Below are 19,096 nucleotides of genomic sequence, written 5' to 3'. Positions count from 1 at the left end.
GGAAAATTCGATGGCAGAAATTCGAGTTTTGGACAAACACACGGCTGAACTGATCGCGGCAGGTGAAGTGGTCGAGCGCCCGGCCTCTGTTGTGAAAGAGCTGCTGGAAAACGCCATTGATGCCGGTTCCACGCAAGTGACCGTCACGATCGAATCGGGCGGCATTCGCCTCATTGAGATCAGCGATAATGGCTCCGGCATTGAAGCGAAATATATCCCCACAGCTTTCATCCGGCACGCAACCAGTAAAATCCGGACTGAAGATGACCTGACCCACATCCATACGCTGGGCTTTCGCGGCGAGGCGCTGGCTTCCATTGCCAGTGTGGCCCGTGTGGAGGTGCTGACCCGGACGGCGGATGCGGAGTGCGCTTCCGTCTACCATATTGAGGGCGGGGAAGAGCAGCCCATGGAGCCGGGTGCCCGCGGTGTGGGTACCACCATCCGGGTGCGGGACCTGTTTTATAACACGCCAGCCCGGATGAAGTTCCTGAAAAAAGATTCCAGCGAGGGTACCTTTGTGGCCGATATCGTGGCGCATGTGGCCCTGAGCCACCCGGAAGTCAGCTTCAAATTTGTCCGTGAGGGCAAACTGCAGTACGTCACCCCCGGCGATGGGCAGCTGCGCAGTGCCGCTTACGCGGTTCTGGGCCGGGAATTCAGCCGTGACCTTGTGGAAGTGGATAACCAGGAGGGTGTCTACCGGGTTCGAGGCCTCATCACTCAGCCCAAGAGCTGCAGGGCCAGCCGGAGTATGCAGTATTTTTACATCAATGGCCGCTATGTCCGTAACCGCACCATGATGGCGGGTATGGAAATGGCCTATAAGGGCACCATGATGCAGGGAAAATTTCCTGGAGGAATCTTGCTTCTGGAAATGCCTGCGGATCTTGTGGACGTCAACGTTCACCCGGCGAAGATCGAGGTCCGCTTTGCCCGTGAAAATGATATCTTTGATCTCGTTTACCATGCTGTCAAGCTCTCTCTGAGCCAGCCCGGAACGGGCGAACGGCTGTTCACCTTTGATGAACCGAAAAACAATGAAAAATCCAAGAACGAAGAATCGAACGATATTATAGAAGAAAATGCTGTAAAGAAAAACAGCTTTACAGGACTTTCTGCGATTTTATCGGGCCAGGCAGCGCCCGGAACGCTCCCGCATCACACGGCACAGCCTGCAAACCCGGTGGTTCTTTCTATACAGGCAATGCCGACTGCTTCTGCAGGGCAAACGGCAGCTTTTCAAAAAACGGAAACAGAGCTTTCGGCCAGAGAAACGGGCAAAGAAGAACCGGAACACAGCTGGACAACGGTTGCATCGGATACGCCGCTCCAACAGGGCGTGAGCCTGCACAGCCCAGAGCCTGAAGAGGGAACTTCAACAGAAGAACCGGATGCGGAACAGCTGGCGGAGACCGAGCGGGAGGCCCTGAAGCCGCCTACATTCCGTGCGGCCGCTAACGAAGCACAGCTGGATGTGGAGCCGGAGGGAGATGAACAGACTTCCGGTAAGGACCATATGGCGGCTTGGAATCCGGCACCGCCCGCAAAACCGCAGAAGTCGGTTTCCAGTGGCTTTGCGGGCGGCCTGCCAGGCACACCGGAGCAGATGGGATTTGACGTACAGGACGGCCCGGAGCCGCTGCGGTATGTAGGAGAACTCTTTAAAACTTATATCCTCGCAGAGCGTGGGGATGAGATCTGCATTATTGATAAGCATGCTGCCCACGAGCGCCAGCTGTTTGAAAAGCTGGCCGCCGATTATGGCGATGTCCCCAGCCAGCTGCTGCTGGAACCGGTCGTGGTAGAGCTTTCGGCTGAGGAGAAGATGGCATTGCTCAACAATCTCCCGTTGTTGGAGAGTGCCGGCCTTGAAATTGATGATTTTGGCGGCAACAGCGTGTTCCTCCGCTCTGTCCCTGCTGACGTGGAGCAGAGCAATGCGGAAGACCTGCTGGTGGAACTGGCCGCAAAGCTTGCCAGAGGCAGCCGTGATGCATTGAACGAGAAGACGGAATGGGTGCTGCACTCCATTTCCTGTCGCGCTGCCATCAAGGCGGGGGATAAGACCTCCCCGCAGGAACTGATGGCACTGGCTGAGAAGATCCTCTCGGGTGAAGTGCCGCCGTTCTGCCCCCATGGGCGCCCCTGCGTCCTCAAATTGACCCGGAAGGAGCTGGAAAAGCAGTTTGGCCGCATTGTGTAATGATAAAATCAGACATCCGGTGCTGGCTGTTGTAGGCCCGACCGCCACCGGAAAAACGGCACTGGGCGTCGCATTGGCGGAGCGCTTTGGCGGCGAAGTCATCAGCGCAGACTCCATGCAGATCTATAAAGGGCTGGATGTGGGTACGGCCAAGGTGACGCTGGAAGAGACCCACGGCATCCCGCACCACGGGGTGGATATCCGGACACCGGATCAGTTGTTCAGTGTGGCGGATTTCTGCGCAATGGCCGGAGAGCTGGAACAGGAACTCTTTACCCGGAATACGCTGCCCATTCTGGTGGGCGGTACCGGCCTTTATGTCCAGAGCTTTTTGTATGGAGTCCGCTTTACAAAAGAAAAAGCACCGGACGGCCTGCGGGAACAGCTGGCGGCAGAGCTGGCCGAAAAAGGCCCGGAAGCCATGTACGCCCAATTGCAGGCTGTGGACCCGGAAGCGGCTGCTGCCATCCACCCGAACAATCAGGTGCGGGTGCTGCGGGCTCTGGAACACTACCGTGCGACGGGAAAACGCCTCAGCGAGCAGAAAGCGGAATCTCTCCCCGCAGAGCGACCCTACCGTTCGCTGGTATTGGGACTGGATTTCCCGGAGCGGGCACAGCTTTACCGCCGCATTGACCTGCGGGTGGATAAGATGATGGAAAATGGTCTGCTGCCGGAAGCGGAGCTGGTCTACCAGAACCGGGAACGCTTTAAAACGGCGGCACAGGCCATCGGATATAAGGAATTCTTCCCGTACTTTGAGGGGAATGCAGCGCTTGAAGATTGTGTGGAGAAGCTGAAACAGGCCTCCCGCAACTACGCAAAACGCCAGTTGACCTGGTTCCGTCATATGGACGGCGTGGTCTGGCTGGATGCCGCTGCTCCGGATGTGACGGAACAGGCGGTTCGCCTGACCCAAGACTTTTTAGCGAAAGGATGAGCATTATGAGCGATACGCCGGAAACACCTCGCCGCGCCCCCCGTGCGCTGACCGTTCTGGCCGGGATTGCCATTGTATTTCTGCTGCTGGCAGGGCTGTATGTCGGGTACCAGACGATGCACATTCTCTTCCCACCAAATACTTATGAAACGGCTATGCTGGCGATGGTCTCGGATACAGTGGATGCCGAGGGCGTGCTGCTGTTCAACGAGAGCTATGTGGCAGGTGGTGGGACGCTCGGGTATCTGGCAGCCGATGGAGAACGTGTTTCGGCGGGCACCGCTGTGGCAGAAGTCTACAGTGATGCTTCCCAGGCGGCGCTCCGCCAGCAGCTCACCCAGCTGGGCGACCAGATCGACCTGCTGCAAAAATCGCAGAATGCTTCCGCAACCCAGCTGGACACCATGCGGAAAGAGCGTTCCTCCGCCCTGTATGACCTGATGGACGCACTGGACAGCGGGGAGTATGATGAAACGGAAAAAGGTACAGAGGAGTATCTTCTGGCGCAAAATAAGCTCTGGGTCATCACCGGGGAGGTGACGGATTTCTCGGGGCAGATCGCGGCGCTGGTGGATCAGGAGGCCTCTGTGCAGGCGCAGCTGGGTACGCCAACGCAGATCACAGCCCCGCAGACCGGGTACTTTATCCGCAGCGCGAGCTCGGGCCGCCTCAACGCCGGGGCAGGAGACATTCTGGCCCTGAGCGCCACAGACCTGAAAGCCTATATAGAGTCAGAGCCGGAAACGGCACTGGATGGTTGTGTGGGCAAGATCGTCTCGGGCTTTTCCTGGCAGTATGCAGGGGTCTGCTCCGCCAAAGAGGGGCAGAAACTGCTGGGTCAGGATGGCAAACCGCTGAAAAAATCGGTGCAGATCCGTTTCCCCGGCCAGGTGGAGACGCCGCTGAAAGCTTCTGTTACCGAAGTGAGCATCGACGAGGAAAGCGGCCTGACCCGTTTTGTGATCACCTGCGAGGTCATCAATGGAGACGTGCTGCGGCTGAACAAGGCCAATGCGCAGATCATTGTGGGGGAGAGCACCGGGCTTCTGGTTCCGGCTGCGGCAGTCCATTATTTAAAAGAAGATGGCTCTGAGGCCGAGACGCAGGGCGAAAATTATATCCCTGGTGTGTATGTCAAGTACGGCAACCTGGCCCGTTTCTGCAAAATTGATCCGGTGGACGATGCACACCCGCTGGTAACCGAGGGAGATCATATCCTCGTTTTGCCCAGTGGAACCGCCAATTCGGTCAGTCAGGTCCGTCTTTATGACGAGATTATCGTCTCCGGACAAAATTTGTATGATGGAAAGCTTTTGTAGTTATTGACATCTGATGCAAAAAATCCGATAATAGAAAAAGCTATTTGCAACTCTTTTTGCAAAGGTTGCCAGGCAGCAGATGCTGCCCGAATGAAAGGAGCAAGTTCTATGTCTTTAGTGGATAGCCTGAAAAAGGGACTTTTCGGCAGTGAGGACGACTACGACGACCAGTACATGGACGACGGCCCTCAGATGGTAAACAATAACAACGGTGTCGGCATTGAGGACGATGAGGAGGGCGACATAGACGCTGCCCCCAAGAAGAATGGCAAGGTGGTCAACATCCATGCCACCACCCAGCTCAAGGTCGTTCTGGTCAAGCCCGAGCGCTTTGAGGATGCAAGCACCATTGCGGACCACCTGAACAACAAGCGCACGGTCGTGCTCAACCTGGAGTCTACCAACAAAGAGGTCTCCCGCCGTCTGGTGGATTTCCTCTCCGGCGTAGCCTATGCAAACAACGGCCAGATCAAGCGCGTTGCAAACAGCACTTTCATCATTACTCCCTACAATGTTGATATTATGGGAGACCTGCTGGACGAGCTGGAGAACAATGGCGCGTTCTATTGATCCTGCCCCCAAAGCGGTGCGGGGTTTTGTGCCCGCCCGCAATGATGAAGAACGGTATTTGATGCGGCACATTGAGGACTTGGCCCGCACGGCTTCCTCACGCGGCATTGCCCGCTACTCCGGTTTTCTGAGCGACCGGGAGCAGCAGCTGGCGCAGGCCGCGCTCAACCGCACCGACATGCCGGAGGACGAGATTCGTTTTGACGGCGGGTGGCCCGGGGCGGAACGCAAACTGCTCTGCCTGGAACCTGTGGACAGTTACCCTGCGAGCCCATTGTGTTGTGTGCGGCTGCAGTGCCGGGCTCTGCCCGGTGCGCAGCTGCCAGTGCACAAGGATTATCTTGGCAGCCTGATGGGTTTGGAGCTGCGCCGGGAGGCGCTGGGAGACATCGTTCTCCCGGAAGACCAGCTGGGGGTGGCCTATGTGTTTGCGCTGGAGCCTGCCGCGGAGCTGATCTGTCAGGAACTGCGTCAGGCGGGCCACACCGACCTGACGGCAGAAATGCAGCCGCTGGAAACGCTTCCGGCGTTCCCGCAGGCAGAGCGGCCCCGCCAGACGGCGACAGTCTCATCCCTGCGGCTGGACGCGGTGCTCGCTGCCATGCTGCGGTGCAGCCGTGGAATGGCGGCAGAGCTGGTCACGGCCGGACGGGTGGAGATCAACCATCTGCCTGCCGAGAGTGTCCATGCCCCGGTGTACGAGGACGATGTGTTCACAGTGCGCGGCAAGGGCCGCTTTCAGCTGACGGCATTGCCCGGAAAAAGCAAGAAAGACCGTTTGATCATTGAATATTTCCAGTATTGATGATGAATGAAGATAAGGGAGGAAACCACTATGCTGACCCCGCAGGATGTGCGCTCTGTGCAATTTGAGAAAAACCTCCGCGGCTACCGTACCGAGGAGGTGGACCGTTTTCTGGATAAAGTGGAGGAACAGCTGACTCAGAGCGAAAACGAGGCCGAGGCGCTGCGCAAGCAGATCGCCGACCTGACCGCCGAGAACCAGAAGCTCCGCCAGGAAATGAAAGATTATGAGGCCGACGGCGATATGCTGAAGAGCGCTCTGATCAATGCCCAGCGGATGGGTGAGAATGTCATCCGTGAGGCAAACCAGAAAGCGGAGGAGATCCTGCACCGTGCAAATCTCCGCGGTGATGATGTCATCCGTGATGCCAACGAGCTGCTGCAGAAAGCCAGTGACCGCGCGGACGAGATCATCAACGAGGCAAACGAGAAAAAGCTGGCCGAGGAGCGCGAGTACGACCGGGTACGCCTGGAAGTGACCCGCTTCAAGTCGGATGTGCTCAACCTTTACCGCAGCCATGTGGAATCGCTGAGCCGTCTGCCCGAGTTCCAGAAAGAAGAAGCTCCGGCAGAAGAGCCGGAGGAGTCCGCAGCGGAAGATGAAGTGGAAGAGACCACTGCTGAGTTGAATGAGAAGCTGGACAATGCTGCGGATGCCAAAGCACCGGAAACTGCTGAGGCGGATGATGCCGCAGAGGATGGCGATGCGGAGAAATCCGAGGATTTCTGGGAAAAAGACGAGAGTCAGCTCAAGCTTGACCCGCCCCCTGCAGATGCAGCCCCCACTGCGCCGGACTACGCCGCGTTTCAGGGCGTAAAGTTCAGTGAGTAAGTGTGCAATAGAAAAAATTAGAGGAGTGTGTAACCATTGGCAAAGAATAAGTCTCAGTACGACAGTACTTTGAATCTGCCCAAGACCCTGTTTGAGATGCGCGCAGGCCTGCCCAAGAAAGAGCCCGCCATGCTCAAGGACTGGGAAGAAAACGACCTGTACAACAACCTGATGAAGCATAACGAGGGTAAGCCCCAGTTCATCCTGCACGACGGCCCTCCGTACGCAAACGGCAATATCCACATGGGTACTGCCCTGAACAAGATCATCAAGGACATCATTATCCGCGAGAAGAACATGGAGGGCTTCCAGGCTCCTTATGTGCCCGGTTTTGATACTCACGGCCTGCCCATTGAGCTGAAAGCACTGTCTTCTGTCGGCGACAAGAAAAAGGATATCTCCAAGCTGGAGCTGCGCCAGATCTGTGAGAAATTCGCAACCGAACACATCGACATCATGAGCGACCAGTTCAAGCGTCTGGGCGTTATTGGTGACTTTGAGCACCCCTACCTGACTCTGAAGCCTGAGTTTGAGGCACGCCAGATCGAGATTTTTGGTGAGATGGCCAAGAAAGGCTACATTTACAAGGGCCTGAAGCCTGTGTACTGGTGCCCGGACTGCCGCACTGCTCTGGCAGAGGCCGAGATCGAGTACGGTGAGGACGACTGCGATTCCATCTTCGTCCGCTTCCATGTCTCTCAGGACCCCAACGGTGTGCTGGCAAAGTACGGCATTCCCATGGATAAGACCTACTTCGTGATCTGGACCACCACCACCTGGACCCTGCCCGCCAACGAGGCCATCTGCCTCAACGGCCAGTTTGAGTATTCGTTCGTCAAGATCGGCGACGAGTACCACATCATGGCCACCGAGCTGGTCAAGAGCGTGATGGATGCCTGCCACATCACCGAGTATGAAGTGGTCGGCGAGCCCGTCAGCGGTGCTGAGTTCGAGCTCATGCGCTATAACCACGTCTATCTGCCCAAGGAGGGCTGGGTCATCCTGGGCGACCATGTCACTCTGGAGAGCGGCTCTGGCTGTGTCCACACCGCCGGCGGCCACGGCGTCGATGACTTTAACGTCTGCCAGAAGTACCCCCAGGTGCCCATCACCGTCCCCGTGGACGATGGCGGCTATCTGACCGAGCTGGCTGGCAAGTATGCAGGCCAGCGCGTCTGGGCAGCCAACAAGACCATCCTGGCTGATCTGACCGCCTCCGGTGCTGTTATGGGTCAGGTGCACATCAAGCATCAGTACCCGCACTGCTGGCGCTGCCACAACCCCATCATCTTCCGTGCTACCGAGCAGTGGTTCTGCTCCATCTCCAAGTTCCGTGAGGATGTCTACAAGGCCATCGACACCGTGACCTGGATGCCGGATTGGGGCCATGACCGCATGAAAGGCATGGTACGTGACCGCAACGACTGGTGCATCAGCCGTCAGCGTACCTGGGGTGTGCCCATCCCTGCATTCTATTGCAAGAAGTGCGGCACCTACCACATCACCGATGCCACCATCAAGGCAGTCAGCAACCTGTTCCGCAAGGAGGGCTCGGACGCCTGGTATAAGTACGACGCCGAGCAAATCATCCCCGCAGGCGAGGTCTGTGAGAAGTGCGGCGCTTCCGAGTGGACCAAGGACACCGACATTATGGATGTCTGGTTCGATTCCGGTTCTACCCATGCAGCTGTTTTGGAAGAGCGCCCCGAGCTGCATTTCCCCGCTGACATGTATATGGAGGGCGGCGATCAGTTCCGCGGCTGGTTCCAGTCCAGCCTGCTGACCAGCGTGGCAAGCAAGGGTTGTGCACCGTATAAGTCTGTTCTGTGCCACGGCTGGGTCGTGGATGAGCAGGGCAAGCAGATGCACAAGAGCGCTGGTAATGGCGTGGAGCCCAGCGAGATCATTAAGGACTACGGTGCGGATATCATCCGCCTGTGGGTCGCTTCTTCTGATTACACTGTCGATGTCCGCGCCGGTAAGAATATCTTCAAGCAGCTGAGCGAGGCTTACCGTAAGATCCGCAACACCGCCCGCTTTATCCTGGGCAATCTGGATGGCTTTGATCCCAACACCGATTGTGTGGCAGACGACCAGCTGCAGGAGATCGACCGCTGGGCACTGGCTGCTCTGGATGACCTGATCGTTAGCACCAATGCAGGCTATGCCGTGTATGATTTCAACAAAGTCTATCACGCTGTGTACAACTTCTGCGTCGTGGCAATGTCCAACTTCTATCTGGATGTAACGAAAGATCGTCTGTACTGCACCAACGGCGTGGCTCGTCAGGCTGCTCAGACGGCCATGTACAAGATCCTCGTGACTCTGGACAAGATCATTGCTCCGATCCTGTGCTTCACCAGCCAGGAGATCTGGGACTTCCTGCCCAAGACCGAGGGTATGAACAAGTACGTTGTCTTTGAGGATATGCCCAAGGCTGGTCAGTATGCGGCCGATGAGGCATTCAAGGCCAAGTGGGCACAGCTCATCGCCGTGCGTGATGAGGTCAAGAAAGTGCTGGAGCAGGCCCGTGCCGAGAAGACCATTGGTGCTTCTCTGGAGGCTGCTGTCACCCTGTACTGCAACGATGCCGTCTACGACCTGCTGAACAGCATCCCCATGGACGAGCTGGCTGACCTGATGATCGTTTCCCATGTGGAGCTGGTCAAGGGTGAGGGCGGTTCTGCCTCTGCCGTTGAGGGTCTTGGCGTTGCTGCCGCTCACGCTGTTGGCGAGAAGTGCGAGCGCTGCTGGAAGTACTCTGATACCATCGGCAGCCACTCTGCTCATCCCACCCTGTGCGCACGCTGCGCCAGCGTTGTGGAAGCATAATTTTCCAAACCAGAAACAAACTTGTTTTTGAGGGCGGCGCTCCCGGCAATGGAAGGCGCCGTTCTTTAGTAAAAATCGCGGGCGGCTTTTACAAAGGGCTGCCCATGGGAGAAAACTATGGCGTTTGTCATTTTTAATCTGCTCTGCGTGGCCGCACTGGTCGGGGCCGACCAGGCCATCAAGTTCTGGGCGGTACAGGTTTTGGAACCGGTAGGCTCCATGCCGCTCATTCCGCATGTGGTGGAGCTGCGCTTTGTGCTCAACCAGGGCATGGCGTTCAGCCTGCTCAGCGGCAAGCAGCTGTTTCTCATTCTTGCCACCAGTGCAGCACTGCTTTTGGTGGCTTACTGGCTGTTTTTCCGCAGCCGTGGCAAGTACCTGCAGCAGGCGGCCCTCATCCTCGTGCTGGGCGGCGGGATCGGAAACTTGATTGACCGTGTGCTCAACGGTGAGGTGGTGGACTATATCAACGTGCTGTTCATGCGGTTTGCCGTCTTCAATTTTGCGGACATCTGTGTCTGTGTGGGTGTGGCCCTGTGGGTGCTGGTCATCTTCCTGGAAGAAGTCCAGGAGCAAAAGGAGTCCTGACCGATGGAACAGCGTGAGTTTATGGTAGAGGCGGAAGCCGCCGGGCAGCGCATTGACCGCTTTCTGAGCGGCGAGGATACCGGCCTTTCCCGCAGTGCTTTGCAGGCTCTTGTAGCAGAGGGCCATGTGCTCTGCAACGGAAAACAGATCGCCAAAAGCCTCAAGCTGAAAGCAGGCGATACCATTTTGCTGGAGATCCCGGATGCAAAACCCATTGAGGCAGTGCCGCAGGATATCCCGCTGGATATCGTCTATGAAGACGAGCACCTGTTGGTGGTCAATAAGCCCAAAGGAATGGTCGTTCACCCAGCCCCCGGCAACCCGGACGGGACACTGGTCAACGCCCTGCTGTGGCACTGCAAGGGCAGTCTTTCCGGCATTGGCGGTGAGATTCGGCCCGGCATCGTCCACCGCATTGATAAGGACACCAGCGGCCTGCTGGTGGTGGCCAAAGACGATGCCACGCACATCGGCCTCTCGCAGCAGATGGCGGTCCACAGTGTGGAACGAGCCTACAATACCATTGTTTACGGCGGCTTTGCACAGGACGAAGGCTTTGTGGAAACGAACCTTGGCCGCAGCAAGACGGATCGCAAAAAAATGGCGGTTTACCCGGCCAGTGAGCCTCACACCAAGTATGCCTACACGGGCTATCGGGTATTGGAGCGCTTTGGTGAGTTTACCATGCTGGAGTGCCGCCTGAAAACCGGCCGAACCCATCAGATTCGTGTGCACATGGCCTCCATCCATCATCCGGTGGCAGGCGACCCGGTCTATGGGCCGCACAACTGCATCACCAGCCTCCATGGCCAGTGCCTGCATGCCAAAACGCTGGGCTTTATTCACCCCATTACCGGGGAGCAGCTGCGGTTTGACTCTGAGCTGCCGGAATATTTTACCCATTTTATTGCAACGCTCAGGAGGGGAAAGCATGAATAACACGTTAAAGACATCCCTCGTGCTCTGTGACCTCGACCATCTTCTGTTGGGAACAGACGGCAACCTGCCCCAGGTGCTCCGGGATGTAATGCAGCTGTTCAGCAGCCGCGGCGGTCGGCTGACGGTCTTTTCGCAGCGCTCGCCCAAGGCGGTACGCACCATTCTGGGCAGTGTGCGCCTGGCTGCACCGGCACTGGTCTGCGGTGGTACATTGGCCTACCAGTTTGCCACGGGCACCGGGCAGCCACTGTGCAGCTTTGCCGGACGGGAAGAAGCCGTGTTGCAGAAGCTGCCCTCAGCCGTGGGCCTTGGCATCGCACTGCAGATGACAGACGGTTCTACCCGTGTGCTGCGGATGAGCGAGGCGCTGGAAGCTCACCTGCGGCAGGAGTGGACGCCTATGTCCTCAGCAGTGCTGCCGATGTGCGGGGCGAGGATGTGCTGCGCATCCTGCTCTATCAGGACAAAAAGCAGATGCCGCTGGTTCCTTTGCTGGATAAGGCACTGGGGGAGGCAGCCGATTCTCTGCTGGCGGAGCGTGTTGCGCCGGATCTGCTGGTGTTGACTCCGGGTGCTGTTTCGGGGACGGCAATGTTCAATGCGGTCTGCCCGCCTGTTGGCTGTGCAGCTGAGGAATTGACCGTCGTAGCCAACTGCACCCAGATGCTGGAGCTGATGCGTCTGGCGGGCCACAGTGTGGTCCCGGCCGACGCTGCGGCAGAACTTCGCCTTGCGGCAGCGCAGACGACGCTGACAGACCATGATACGGGTGCGGCAGCAGAATATCTGTACAATCTTGTGCGCGGCGCAGAGGCAACGGCGTAAAATTCAAGTAAAGTCTCCTGCAAATTTTCCGCAGGGGACTTTCTTTTTTGGGAGGTTTATACTACAATGAAAGAACACACTTCCACACAGAAAGAAAAGCGCTTTGTTTTGCTCACGCTTCTTACCGCGGCGGCCTGTGCCGCGCTGGTGTTCTGGTTCGCAGTCCCGCTCAAGGGGCACACAGGGCAAACAGCCCAGCCCGAACCGATGATCCAGTCCGCCCGGGTCGATTTGAATACAGCCGGGCTGGACGCGCTCTGCACTCTGCCCGGCATCGGGGAGAAAAAGGCGCGGGCGATCCTGGACTACCGGCGGCAGAACGGTACATTCCGGCATGTGGAAGATGCGGTCTATGTTCCGGGAATTACCTCCCGGATCGTGGAGTCCTGGCAAAACCTTGCATATGTTAGTTGATAACGGCAGCCGCCGCTGCTGGAGAAAAGGGGAAACAACATGAATGAGGAGAACATCTTTATCAACCGGGAACTGAGCTGGTTGGATTTTAACCGCCGGGTCCTGGTCCTTGGCAAGGACAAAAATGTCCCGCTGGCCGAGCAGGTAAAGTTTTTGGCCATTTACGGCTCCAATCTGGATGAGTTTTTCATGGTGCGCGTCGGCTCTCTGCAGGAGCGGGCCAACCTGATGCGAGGCAAAAAGGAAAAGCGGGAAAACAAGACGAATATGACCTCCGAGGAGCAACTGACGGCCATTATGCCCAAAACGGCCCAGCTGCAGGAAGACTGCGATAAATACTATGCCCGTGCACTGGAAAATCTGGCGGCCTGCGGCTACCAGAAAGTGGATTTTGACCACCTGAGCAAGGAAGAAGAGCATTTCTGGAAAAAGTATTTCCAGAGTGAGCTGTTTCCGATTCTGAGCCCGCAGGTGGTCGATAACCGCCACCCGTTCCCGTTCCTGCGCAATAAAGAGATCTATCTGGGCGTTCTGCTCAAGGAGAAGCACTCCAATGAGCAGAGCCTTGGCATCGTGCCCATTTCCAGCCAGATGGAGCGGATGCACATTGTTAAGAAAGATGGCCGGACTCTGTTTGCTCTGGTGGAAGAGCTGGTGCTGCATTATGCCTCCATGATCTTCGGCAAGGAAACCATTCAGGAAAAATGCCTTTTCCGTGTGACTCGCAATGCGGATATCGACGTCAAAGAGGGCATGATGGACCATGACATTGATTACCGCGAGATCATGGCCGACCTGCTCAAGCGCCGCCGCAAACTGGCCGCTGTCCGCCTGCAGGTCACGCCGACGGCCCCGCAGGAAGTGGCGCGTATTCTCTGCAGCCGTCTGGAACTGAGCCACAAGCGGGTGTTTGCGCAGAACAGCCCTCTGGATCTGAGTTTTTTTTATAAGCTGACTTCCCGCATGGAAGCCGATGGCCACCCGGAGCTGTTCTACCCGGCGGCCCGTCCCATGCTTCCGCCGCCGGAGTATGACCTGGCTGCAGAAGTGGAAAAGCACGATGTGCTCCTCAGCTATCCGTATCAGTCCATCCGGCCTTTTATTACCATGCTGAAAAAGGCGGCACAGGACCCGGAGGTCATTTCCATCAAGATGACGCTCTACCGGATGGCGCGGGAATCGCAGATCGTGCAGGCGCTGATGGAAGCCGCCGAAAACGGCAAGGAAGTGGTTGCTCTTGTGGAGCTGCGTGCCCGCTTTGACGAGCAGAACAATATCGACTGGTCCAAGCAGCTGGAAGAGGCAGGCTGTACCGTCATTTATGGCTTTGATGATTACAAGGTCCACTCCAAGCTGACCCTCATTACCAAAAAGAATCAGGATGGCTATGCTACATCACCCAGATCGGCACTGGGAACTACAACGAAAAAACCAGTGAACTCTATACGGATTACTCGTTCATTACGGCAGACCCGGAGATCGGCGAAGAAGCCTCCAATGTCTTCCAGAATCTTGCCGTTCAGAAGCTGACCGAAACCAGCGAAAAGATGCTGGTGGCCCCGCTGCGGTTCAAGAGCGTGTTGCTGGACGAGATGGATCATGTCATCACCGCGGCACGGCTGGGCCGTCCGGCGTCGATGATCCTGAAAAACAACTCCATCTCGGACCGCGACATCATTCTCAAGTTGCAGGAAGCCAGCTGCGCCGGTGTCCGCATTGATATGATCGTCCGTGGGATCTGCTGTGTCCGCGCAGAGGTGCCTGGCAAGACCGAAAACCTGCACATCCGCAGTCTGGTGGGCCGATATCTGGAGCATGGCCGCATTTACAGCTTCTATGATGGACAGAAGACCCGCATTTATATTGCGTCTGGTGATTTCCTCACACGCAACACGGAGTGCCGTGTGGAAGTCGGTGTGCGGATCGAAGACCCTGTTCTGGTGGAAAAACTCAGCAGGATCTTACAGCTGCAGCTTCATGATAATGTCAACGCCCGGGAGATGCGGGCCGATGGCAGTTACCAGAAAGTGAAACCCGCTCCGGGTGAGCCAATCGTCAACGGTCAGATGGGAATGTATGAGCTTCTGAAAGACGATTGTGGGAAAGCTGCACCAGCCCCGAAGAAGACGCCCGCCTCTGCGGAAACATCGAATATCAAAACACACCAGGAGCCTGTGTGCGAGGCACCGAAAGCTGTGTTTACACCGATTGAACCACCGCGGAAAAAAACTGCACCTGCGACCACAAAGCCAGTAGAAGAAATGCCCATTGTGATCACAGAATCCAAACCGAAGAAGCAGGGGCTGCTTTCTCGTATCTTCAGTATCTTTGGGAAATAAGAGAGGATAAACTTTTGCTGAATGCCGCTGGCCGAAAGGGCTGGCGGTATTTTTGTTCTTTCGGCAGGAGGGTGTGCATATCTTTTTCTGATCGCGGGAAGCAACGATGGAGGGAAAAGATGCGGAGAAAATGGATTCGGAATCGCCATTCCGGTTGTCAAGTGGCTGTTTGTTTGTGGATGTTGGTGGCCTGTCTGATGATGGCATGCTGTGTTTCCGCCCGGGCATTGAACACGCCCCCGGCGGGGTGCTCCCTCCGTACAAAAGTCACAAAGGAGCAGTATCAGTTTCCTCTGGGAACGACGGCCTGGCGTATCTCAGAGGAATATGGGTGGCGGAAAGACCCGCTTACCGGAAAAGAAGCATTTCATAAAGGGGTAGACCTTGCCTGTGCCTCCGGAACCATCGTTCTGGCGGGGGCGGACGGCATTGTTGCAGCGGCACGCCACAGCCAGAGTTATGGCAATTACCTGCGCCTTTCTCATGCGAAGGGAGAAGAAACGCTTTATGCTCACATGCAGTATCTTTATGTCCGGACGGGGGAAGTCGTCAAAGCAGGCGAGCCGATTGGGACAGTTGGGCAGACCGGACGGGCCACCGGGGCACATCTCCACCTGGAATGGCTTTGCAACGGCATCCGCTATGACCCAGCCGGGATATTGGATTTCTTATGAAACAACGTTTCCGTATCAGGAAGATTTCTTTTCAGGACCCGCTTATTCTGTGCGGAGCCTTAGCAGTTTTGCTTTATTTTGACGCAAGCGGATTTCTGCGCGTTGGGTTGTTGGCAGCAGTTCTCCACGAGATGGGACACATTATGGCTTATCTTTTTCTGCGCCATCGGTTTCCACACATTGAAGTGACCATGACGGGATTTTGTATGAAGACAAGGAAAGAGCACTTTTCGGCAAACGAGCAGCTTTTACTGGCCGCTGCCGGGCCCGGGGTGAACATTTTGCTGGCGGTTTGGGCTGTTTTCTGCCTTTCCCGGCGGGCTACCATCTGGTGGAGTGCCTTTTTTGCGGCAAATTTGTTGACAGGAGCTTTTAACTTACTGCCCATTCCACCGTTGGATGGCGCGCAAATTTTACGCTGTCTCATGCAGAGTGTCCCCCGCAAATAGCTATATGGAAAAACCGATGGAATGAGTCTGAATATTTTGTGCAATTTTCATAGTTTTCTAAATGAAGTTTTGGTGGTACAATAAGGATGGAGTACGAGAAGATTCTTCAGGAGGAGTCACATGGCAGAAAAAAGCATTGAACTGGATAGCGTGGAGATTGCAGCCGCTGTCTTTGGAAACTGCGACCGAAACATTCGTCTTTTGGAAAAGGAATTCTCCGTTACGGCAGTCTGCGAGGTACGATGCTTCGCCTTTCGGGCGAGGCAGCCAATGTTGCGGCAGCGACCCGGGCGGTGGAGGGGATGCTGCTCCTGATTGAAAACCATACGCCGCTGGAAGATCAGACCGTTCGCTACTGCCTGAGCCTCGCCCACGATGGGGAGGAGAAGCGGGTCAAGGAGCTGACGGAAGATTTTGTCACCGTTACCGTTAAGGGCCGCCCTATCCGCCCCAAGACGCTTGGACAGAAAGAATACCTGAATGCCATCCGGAAGAATGCCATTACATTCGGCGTTGGCCCGGCGGGTACCGGAAAAACTTATCTGGCTGTTGCCATGGCCGTCAAGGCGTTCAAAGCAAAGGACGTCTCCCGCATCGTGCTGACCCGCCCTGCCGTGGAAGCCGGTGAGAAACTGGGGTTCCTGCCCGGCGATCTGCAGCAAAAGGTAGACCCATACCTCCGCCCGCTGTATGATGGCCTGTTTGATATGCTGGGCGCAGAGACTTATGAACGTCTGGTAGAAAAACAGATCATTGAAGTAGCCCCGCTGGCCTATATGCGCGGCCGGACGCTGGATGATTCGTTCATCATTCTGGATGAGGCACAGAACACCACCCCGGAGCAGATGAAGATGTTTCTGACCCGTATGGGTGTGGGTTCCAAGGTGGTGGTCACCGGCGATGTAACTCAGATCGACCTGCCGGACCGGACCCGCAGCGGCCTTGTGGACGCGCTGCAGGTGCTGAAAGGCGTGGGCGGCATTGCGCAATGTTATTTTACAGAAAAAGATGTCGTGCGCCATCGTCTGGTACAGGAGATCATCAAAGCCTATGAGGCGGCAGCACATCCAGCAAAGCGCTGAGCGTTTGCCTCTCAAAAAGGCAGCATAAAAAGAAAGGAGAGGACGAGTTATGTCCAATAAAGTTTTAATCACAAATTCTCAAAAAGCAGTCAAGGTGCCCTCTGGCCTCCGAATTTTGATCCGCCGTGCCTGCAACGCCGTGCTGGAGTACGAGCACTTTGATGCTCCGGCAGAGATCAGCGTCACGTTTGTAGACAACGCTGCCATTGCAGAGCTGAACAACCAGTATCGCAACAAGCCCATGCCTACGGATGTTCTCAGCTTCCCTCTGGGCGAGAACGGCGTCTACGATGTGGATGAGAACAACGGCTGCAAGATGCTGGGCGATATCGTCATCAGCATGGAGCGTGCACAGGAGCAGGCAACACTGTACGGCCACCCGCTGCAGCGCGAAGTGGCATTCCTGACGGTACATTCCATGCTGCATCTGCTGGGCTATGACCATGAGAACGGCGGCTTGGAAGCGATGCGGATGCGGGAAAAAGAGGAAGCTGTCCTGACCCAGCTGGGCCTGCCCCGCACCGTCAGCTATACGGAATAATGCAAAATAAGACAGGAGTGCTATTTTGAAAAAGGAAACACCCATCCAGGGACATTATGATACTTCGTCCGTCTTTGTGGCGGTCATTGGCCGCCCCAATGTGGGCAAATCCAGCCTGACCAACCTGCTGGTAGGGGAGAAAGTGGCCATTGTGACCTCTAAGCCCCAGACCACCCGCACCCGCATTACGGGTGTTATCACCCGCGGCCCGCTGCAGTATGTCCTGCTGGATACCCCTGGCGTGCACAAGGCACACAATAAGCTGGGCAAGCGGATGGACAAGACTGCCAGCGATTCCATCGCGGATGTGGATGTGTCCATGATGCTGTTTGAGCCCTACGGTGCCCTCAATGAGCCGGAAATGGTGCTGGTGGAGGCGCTGAAAAAGAGCGGCGGCCCTGCCATTGCCGTGATCAACAAGACCGATCTCGTCAAGGCACCGGAAGATCTGGAGGCTCGCAAGGCCGAGCTGAAAGACCTGGGGGTGTTTGACGATATTTATACGGTCAGCGTTAGGCAGAATGACCACTGTGAGGAGCTGTTTGATGCCCTGAGCCGTTACGCGGTGGAGGGTCCTCACTACTTTGATGACGATGCTTATACGGACATGCCGGAAAAAGAGCTGGTGGCAGAGGTCATCCGCGAGAAAGCGCTGCTGTTTATGCGGGACGAGATCCCGCATGGCATTGCCGTGGTGGTCGAACGGTTCAAAGAGCGCCCGGGTACCGACCTTGTGGACATTGACGTCAATATTTACTGCGAGCGGGAGAGCCACAAGGGCATGGTCATTGGCAAGGGCGGTGCCATGCTGAAAAAAATCGCCAGTGCGGCCCGTGCCGACTGCGAGGAATTTCTTGGCTGCCGGGTCAACCTGCAGTGCTGGGTCAAGGTCAAGGCCGATTGGCGGGACAATGAATTTCTGCTGAACAACTTCGGCTTCAAGCAGAACCCGAACAACCGCTGAGAAAGTTTTGCTTTGGGAGGAGGACCTGCCAATGGAACCCATTGTAACGCCGGGACTTGTCCTCAAAGAGACCCGATACAAAGAATCGGACCGGATCATCACAATTTTAACGCCGGGGCTGGGGGTCATCTCCGCCTCGGCACAGAGCAGCCTGCGGCTGAAAAACAAATTGTTCAGCGCCTGCGGGCTTTTTTGCTACTCAGAATTTGTGCTGCTGCCGGGCCGGAATATGTACACTGTCCGGGAAGCGGAAAGTAAAAACGTTTTCCACGGCATCGCTTCCAGCATTGAGGGAATGAGTCTTGCCATGTATATGGCTGAGATGGCCGCAGCCCTTTCCCCAACGGGAGAAGAAGCGGAAAAAGAGCTGCGGCTGCTGCTCAACTGCCTTTATATGCTCAGCGAGAAAAAAGCAGACCTCCGGGTCATCAAGGCCGTGTTTGAGCTGCGCACCATGAGCGAGTGCGGCTTTTTGCCGCAGCTGGTATATTGCAGGGGCTGCGGCACTTACGACGGCCCGGCCTTTTATCTGGACCCGCAGGAGGGCTGTCTGCTTTGTGCCGCCTGTGCACAAAAAGCAGGGAAGACCTGCAATCTGGATGCCGGGGCATTGTTTGCCCTGCGGCATATCTGCCTTGTGGAAGACAAGAAAATTTTTGCATTTAAAATTTCGGTCGGGAGCCTTGCAAAGCTTGCCATTGCAGCGGAGCAGTATGCCCTGACCCATCTGGACAAACCGTTGAAGAGTTACGACTTTTTAAAATCGGTATTACCATAA

General features: G+C 56.2%; 17 protein-coding genes and 3 pseudogenes. All 20 read left to right on the top strand.

Annotated elements, in window-relative coordinates:
• Window positions 1-10: 10 nt before the first annotated feature.
• A complete protein-coding gene (gene mutL, locus DXA70_RS03450; RefSeq protein ID WP_128117625.1) occupies window positions 11-2,206 on the top strand; it encodes a DNA mismatch repair endonuclease MutL in 2,196 nt (731 codons plus the stop codon).
• The gene (gene miaA / locus DXA70_RS03445; protein WP_243001049.1) at window positions 2,190-3,146 is read left to right on the top strand and encodes a tRNA (adenosine(37)-N6)-dimethylallyltransferase MiaA; all 957 of its coding nucleotides are present in this window, start codon (window positions 2,190-2,192) and stop codon (window positions 3,144-3,146) included. Before mutL ends, miaA begins: the two co-directional genes overlap by 17 nt.
• Before the next feature lie 5 nt (window positions 3,147-3,151).
• Complete coding sequence (locus tag DXA70_RS03440) at window positions 3,152-4,465, top strand: HlyD family efflux transporter periplasmic adaptor subunit (RefSeq protein ID WP_128117624.1); 1,314 nt, start codon at window positions 3,152-3,154, stop codon at window positions 4,463-4,465.
• A 108-nt stretch (window positions 4,466-4,573) separates the two neighbouring features.
• Window positions 4,574-5,035, top strand: a complete 462-nt coding sequence (locus DXA70_RS03435; protein WP_128117623.1) for a cell division protein SepF — start codon at window positions 4,574-4,576, stop codon at window positions 5,033-5,035.
• Window positions 5,019-5,840 carry a S4 domain-containing protein gene (locus DXA70_RS03430; protein ID WP_112114896.1) on the top strand — a complete coding sequence of 274 codons (822 nt, stop codon included), beginning with the start codon at window positions 5,019-5,021 and terminating at the stop codon, window positions 5,838-5,840. Before DXA70_RS03435 ends, DXA70_RS03430 begins: the two co-directional genes overlap by 17 nt.
• A 30-nt stretch (window positions 5,841-5,870) precedes the next feature.
• The gene (locus DXA70_RS03425) at window positions 5,871-6,671 is read left to right on the top strand and encodes a DivIVA domain-containing protein (RefSeq protein ID WP_243001048.1); all 801 of its coding nucleotides are present in this window, start codon (window positions 5,871-5,873) and stop codon (window positions 6,669-6,671) included.
• Between the two features lie 36 nt (window positions 6,672-6,707).
• Window positions 6,708-9,503: an isoleucine--tRNA ligase gene (gene ileS, locus DXA70_RS03420; RefSeq protein ID WP_128117621.1), complete on the top strand. Its 2,796-nt coding sequence runs from the start codon at window positions 6,708-6,710 to the stop codon at window positions 9,501-9,503.
• Between the two features lie 117 nt (window positions 9,504-9,620).
• Window positions 9,621-10,091 (top strand): signal peptidase II, encoded by a 471-nt coding sequence (gene lspA / locus DXA70_RS03415; protein ID WP_022257205.1) that lies wholly within the window; start codon window positions 9,621-9,623, stop codon window positions 10,089-10,091.
• A gap of 3 nt (window positions 10,092-10,094) precedes the next feature.
• Window positions 10,095-11,030, top strand: coding sequence for an RluA family pseudouridine synthase (locus DXA70_RS03410; RefSeq protein ID WP_022257204.1), 936 nt, complete (start codon window positions 10,095-10,097; stop codon window positions 11,028-11,030).
• The gene (locus DXA70_RS03405) at window positions 11,023-11,595 is read left to right on the top strand and encodes a hypothetical protein (RefSeq protein ID WP_243001046.1); all 573 of its coding nucleotides are present in this window, start codon (window positions 11,023-11,025) and stop codon (window positions 11,593-11,595) included. The genes DXA70_RS03410 and DXA70_RS03405 overlap by 8 nt, the downstream gene beginning before the upstream one ends.
• Window positions 11,596-11,921: 326 nt before the next feature.
• Window positions 11,922-12,269 (top strand): helix-hairpin-helix domain-containing protein, encoded by a 348-nt coding sequence (locus DXA70_RS03400; RefSeq protein WP_128117620.1) that lies wholly within the window; start codon window positions 11,922-11,924, stop codon window positions 12,267-12,269.
• A 39-nt stretch (window positions 12,270-12,308) separates the two neighbouring features.
• Window positions 12,309-13,598, top strand: a pseudogene (locus DXA70_RS14075) (polyphosphate kinase 1); the annotation flags it as partial.
• A 65-nt stretch (window positions 13,599-13,663) separates the two neighbouring features.
• A pseudogene (locus tag DXA70_RS14070) lies at window positions 13,664-13,732 on the top strand (hypothetical protein); the annotation flags it as partial.
• A gap of 84 nt (window positions 13,733-13,816) precedes the next feature.
• Window positions 13,817-14,608 carry a hypothetical protein gene (locus tag DXA70_RS14065; RefSeq protein ID WP_243001044.1) on the top strand — a complete coding sequence of 264 codons (792 nt, stop codon included), beginning with the start codon at window positions 13,817-13,819 and terminating at the stop codon, window positions 14,606-14,608.
• A 197-nt stretch (window positions 14,609-14,805) separates the two neighbouring features.
• Window positions 14,806-15,282: a M23 family metallopeptidase gene (locus DXA70_RS03390; RefSeq protein WP_243001043.1), complete on the top strand. Its 477-nt coding sequence runs from the start codon at window positions 14,806-14,808 to the stop codon at window positions 15,280-15,282.
• Window positions 15,279-15,731 carry a site-2 protease family protein gene (locus DXA70_RS03385; protein WP_128117619.1) on the top strand — a complete coding sequence of 151 codons (453 nt, stop codon included), beginning with the start codon at window positions 15,279-15,281 and terminating at the stop codon, window positions 15,729-15,731. Before DXA70_RS03390 ends, DXA70_RS03385 begins: the two co-directional genes overlap by 4 nt.
• 120 nt (window positions 15,732-15,851) lie before the next feature.
• Window positions 15,852-16,813, top strand: a pseudogene (locus DXA70_RS03380) (PhoH family protein).
• Window positions 16,814-16,862: 49 nt separating this feature from the next.
• On the top strand, window positions 16,863-17,354 hold the full coding sequence (gene ybeY / locus DXA70_RS03375) for an rRNA maturation RNase YbeY (protein ID WP_022257198.1): 492 nt from the start codon (window positions 16,863-16,865) through the stop codon (window positions 17,352-17,354).
• Between the two features lie 25 nt (window positions 17,355-17,379).
• Window positions 17,380-18,318 carry a GTPase Era gene (gene era, locus DXA70_RS03370; protein ID WP_243001041.1) on the top strand — a complete coding sequence of 313 codons (939 nt, stop codon included), beginning with the start codon at window positions 17,380-17,382 and terminating at the stop codon, window positions 18,316-18,318.
• Between the two features lie 31 nt (window positions 18,319-18,349).
• Complete coding sequence (gene recO / locus DXA70_RS03365) at window positions 18,350-19,096, top strand: DNA repair protein RecO (protein WP_022257196.1); 747 nt, start codon at window positions 18,350-18,352, stop codon at window positions 19,094-19,096.

The organism is Faecalibacterium sp. OF04-11AC (genome assembly GCF_003460645.1).
Lineage (GTDB): Bacteria > Bacillota > Clostridia > Oscillospirales > Ruminococcaceae > Faecalibacterium > Faecalibacterium prausnitzii_I.
This window is presented reverse-complemented; position numbering and strand designations above follow the sequence as displayed.

What these genes read in the sequence shown, in the direction of transcription:
- DXA70_RS03425 (WP_243001048.1), top strand. Translation starts at nt 5,871, where the DNA reads ATGCTGACCCCGCAGGATGTGCGCTCTGTGCAATTTGAGAAAAACCTC.
- DXA70_RS03400 (WP_128117620.1), top strand. Translation starts at nt 11,922, where the DNA reads ATGAAAGAACACACTTCCACACAGAAAGAAAAGCGCTTTGTTTTGCTC.
- DXA70_RS03405 (WP_243001046.1), top strand. Translation starts at nt 11,023, where the DNA reads ATGAATAACACGTTAAAGACATCCCTCGTGCTCTGTGACCTCGACCAT.
- ybeY (WP_022257198.1), top strand. Translation starts at nt 16,863, where the DNA reads ATGTCCAATAAAGTTTTAATCACAAATTCTCAAAAAGCAGTCAAGGTG.
- lspA (WP_022257205.1), top strand. Translation starts at nt 9,621, where the DNA reads ATGGCGTTTGTCATTTTTAATCTGCTCTGCGTGGCCGCACTGGTCGGG.
- DXA70_RS03410 (WP_022257204.1), top strand. Translation starts at nt 10,095, where the DNA reads ATGGAACAGCGTGAGTTTATGGTAGAGGCGGAAGCCGCCGGGCAGCGC.
- DXA70_RS03385 (WP_128117619.1), top strand. Translation starts at nt 15,279, where the DNA reads ATGAAACAACGTTTCCGTATCAGGAAGATTTCTTTTCAGGACCCGCTT.
- DXA70_RS03390 (WP_243001043.1), top strand. Translation starts at nt 14,806, where the DNA reads ATGATGGCATGCTGTGTTTCCGCCCGGGCATTGAACACGCCCCCGGCG.
- DXA70_RS03435 (WP_128117623.1), top strand. Translation starts at nt 4,574, where the DNA reads ATGTCTTTAGTGGATAGCCTGAAAAAGGGACTTTTCGGCAGTGAGGAC.
- recO (WP_022257196.1), top strand. Translation starts at nt 18,350, where the DNA reads ATGGAACCCATTGTAACGCCGGGACTTGTCCTCAAAGAGACCCGATAC.
- mutL (WP_128117625.1), top strand. Translation starts at nt 11, where the DNA reads ATGGCAGAAATTCGAGTTTTGGACAAACACACGGCTGAACTGATCGCG.
- DXA70_RS03440 (WP_128117624.1), top strand. Translation starts at nt 3,152, where the DNA reads ATGAGCGATACGCCGGAAACACCTCGCCGCGCCCCCCGTGCGCTGACC.
- DXA70_RS03430 (WP_112114896.1), top strand. Translation starts at nt 5,019, where the DNA reads ATGGCGCGTTCTATTGATCCTGCCCCCAAAGCGGTGCGGGGTTTTGTG.
- DXA70_RS14065 (WP_243001044.1), top strand. Translation starts at nt 13,817, where the DNA reads ATGCTGGTGGCCCCGCTGCGGTTCAAGAGCGTGTTGCTGGACGAGATG.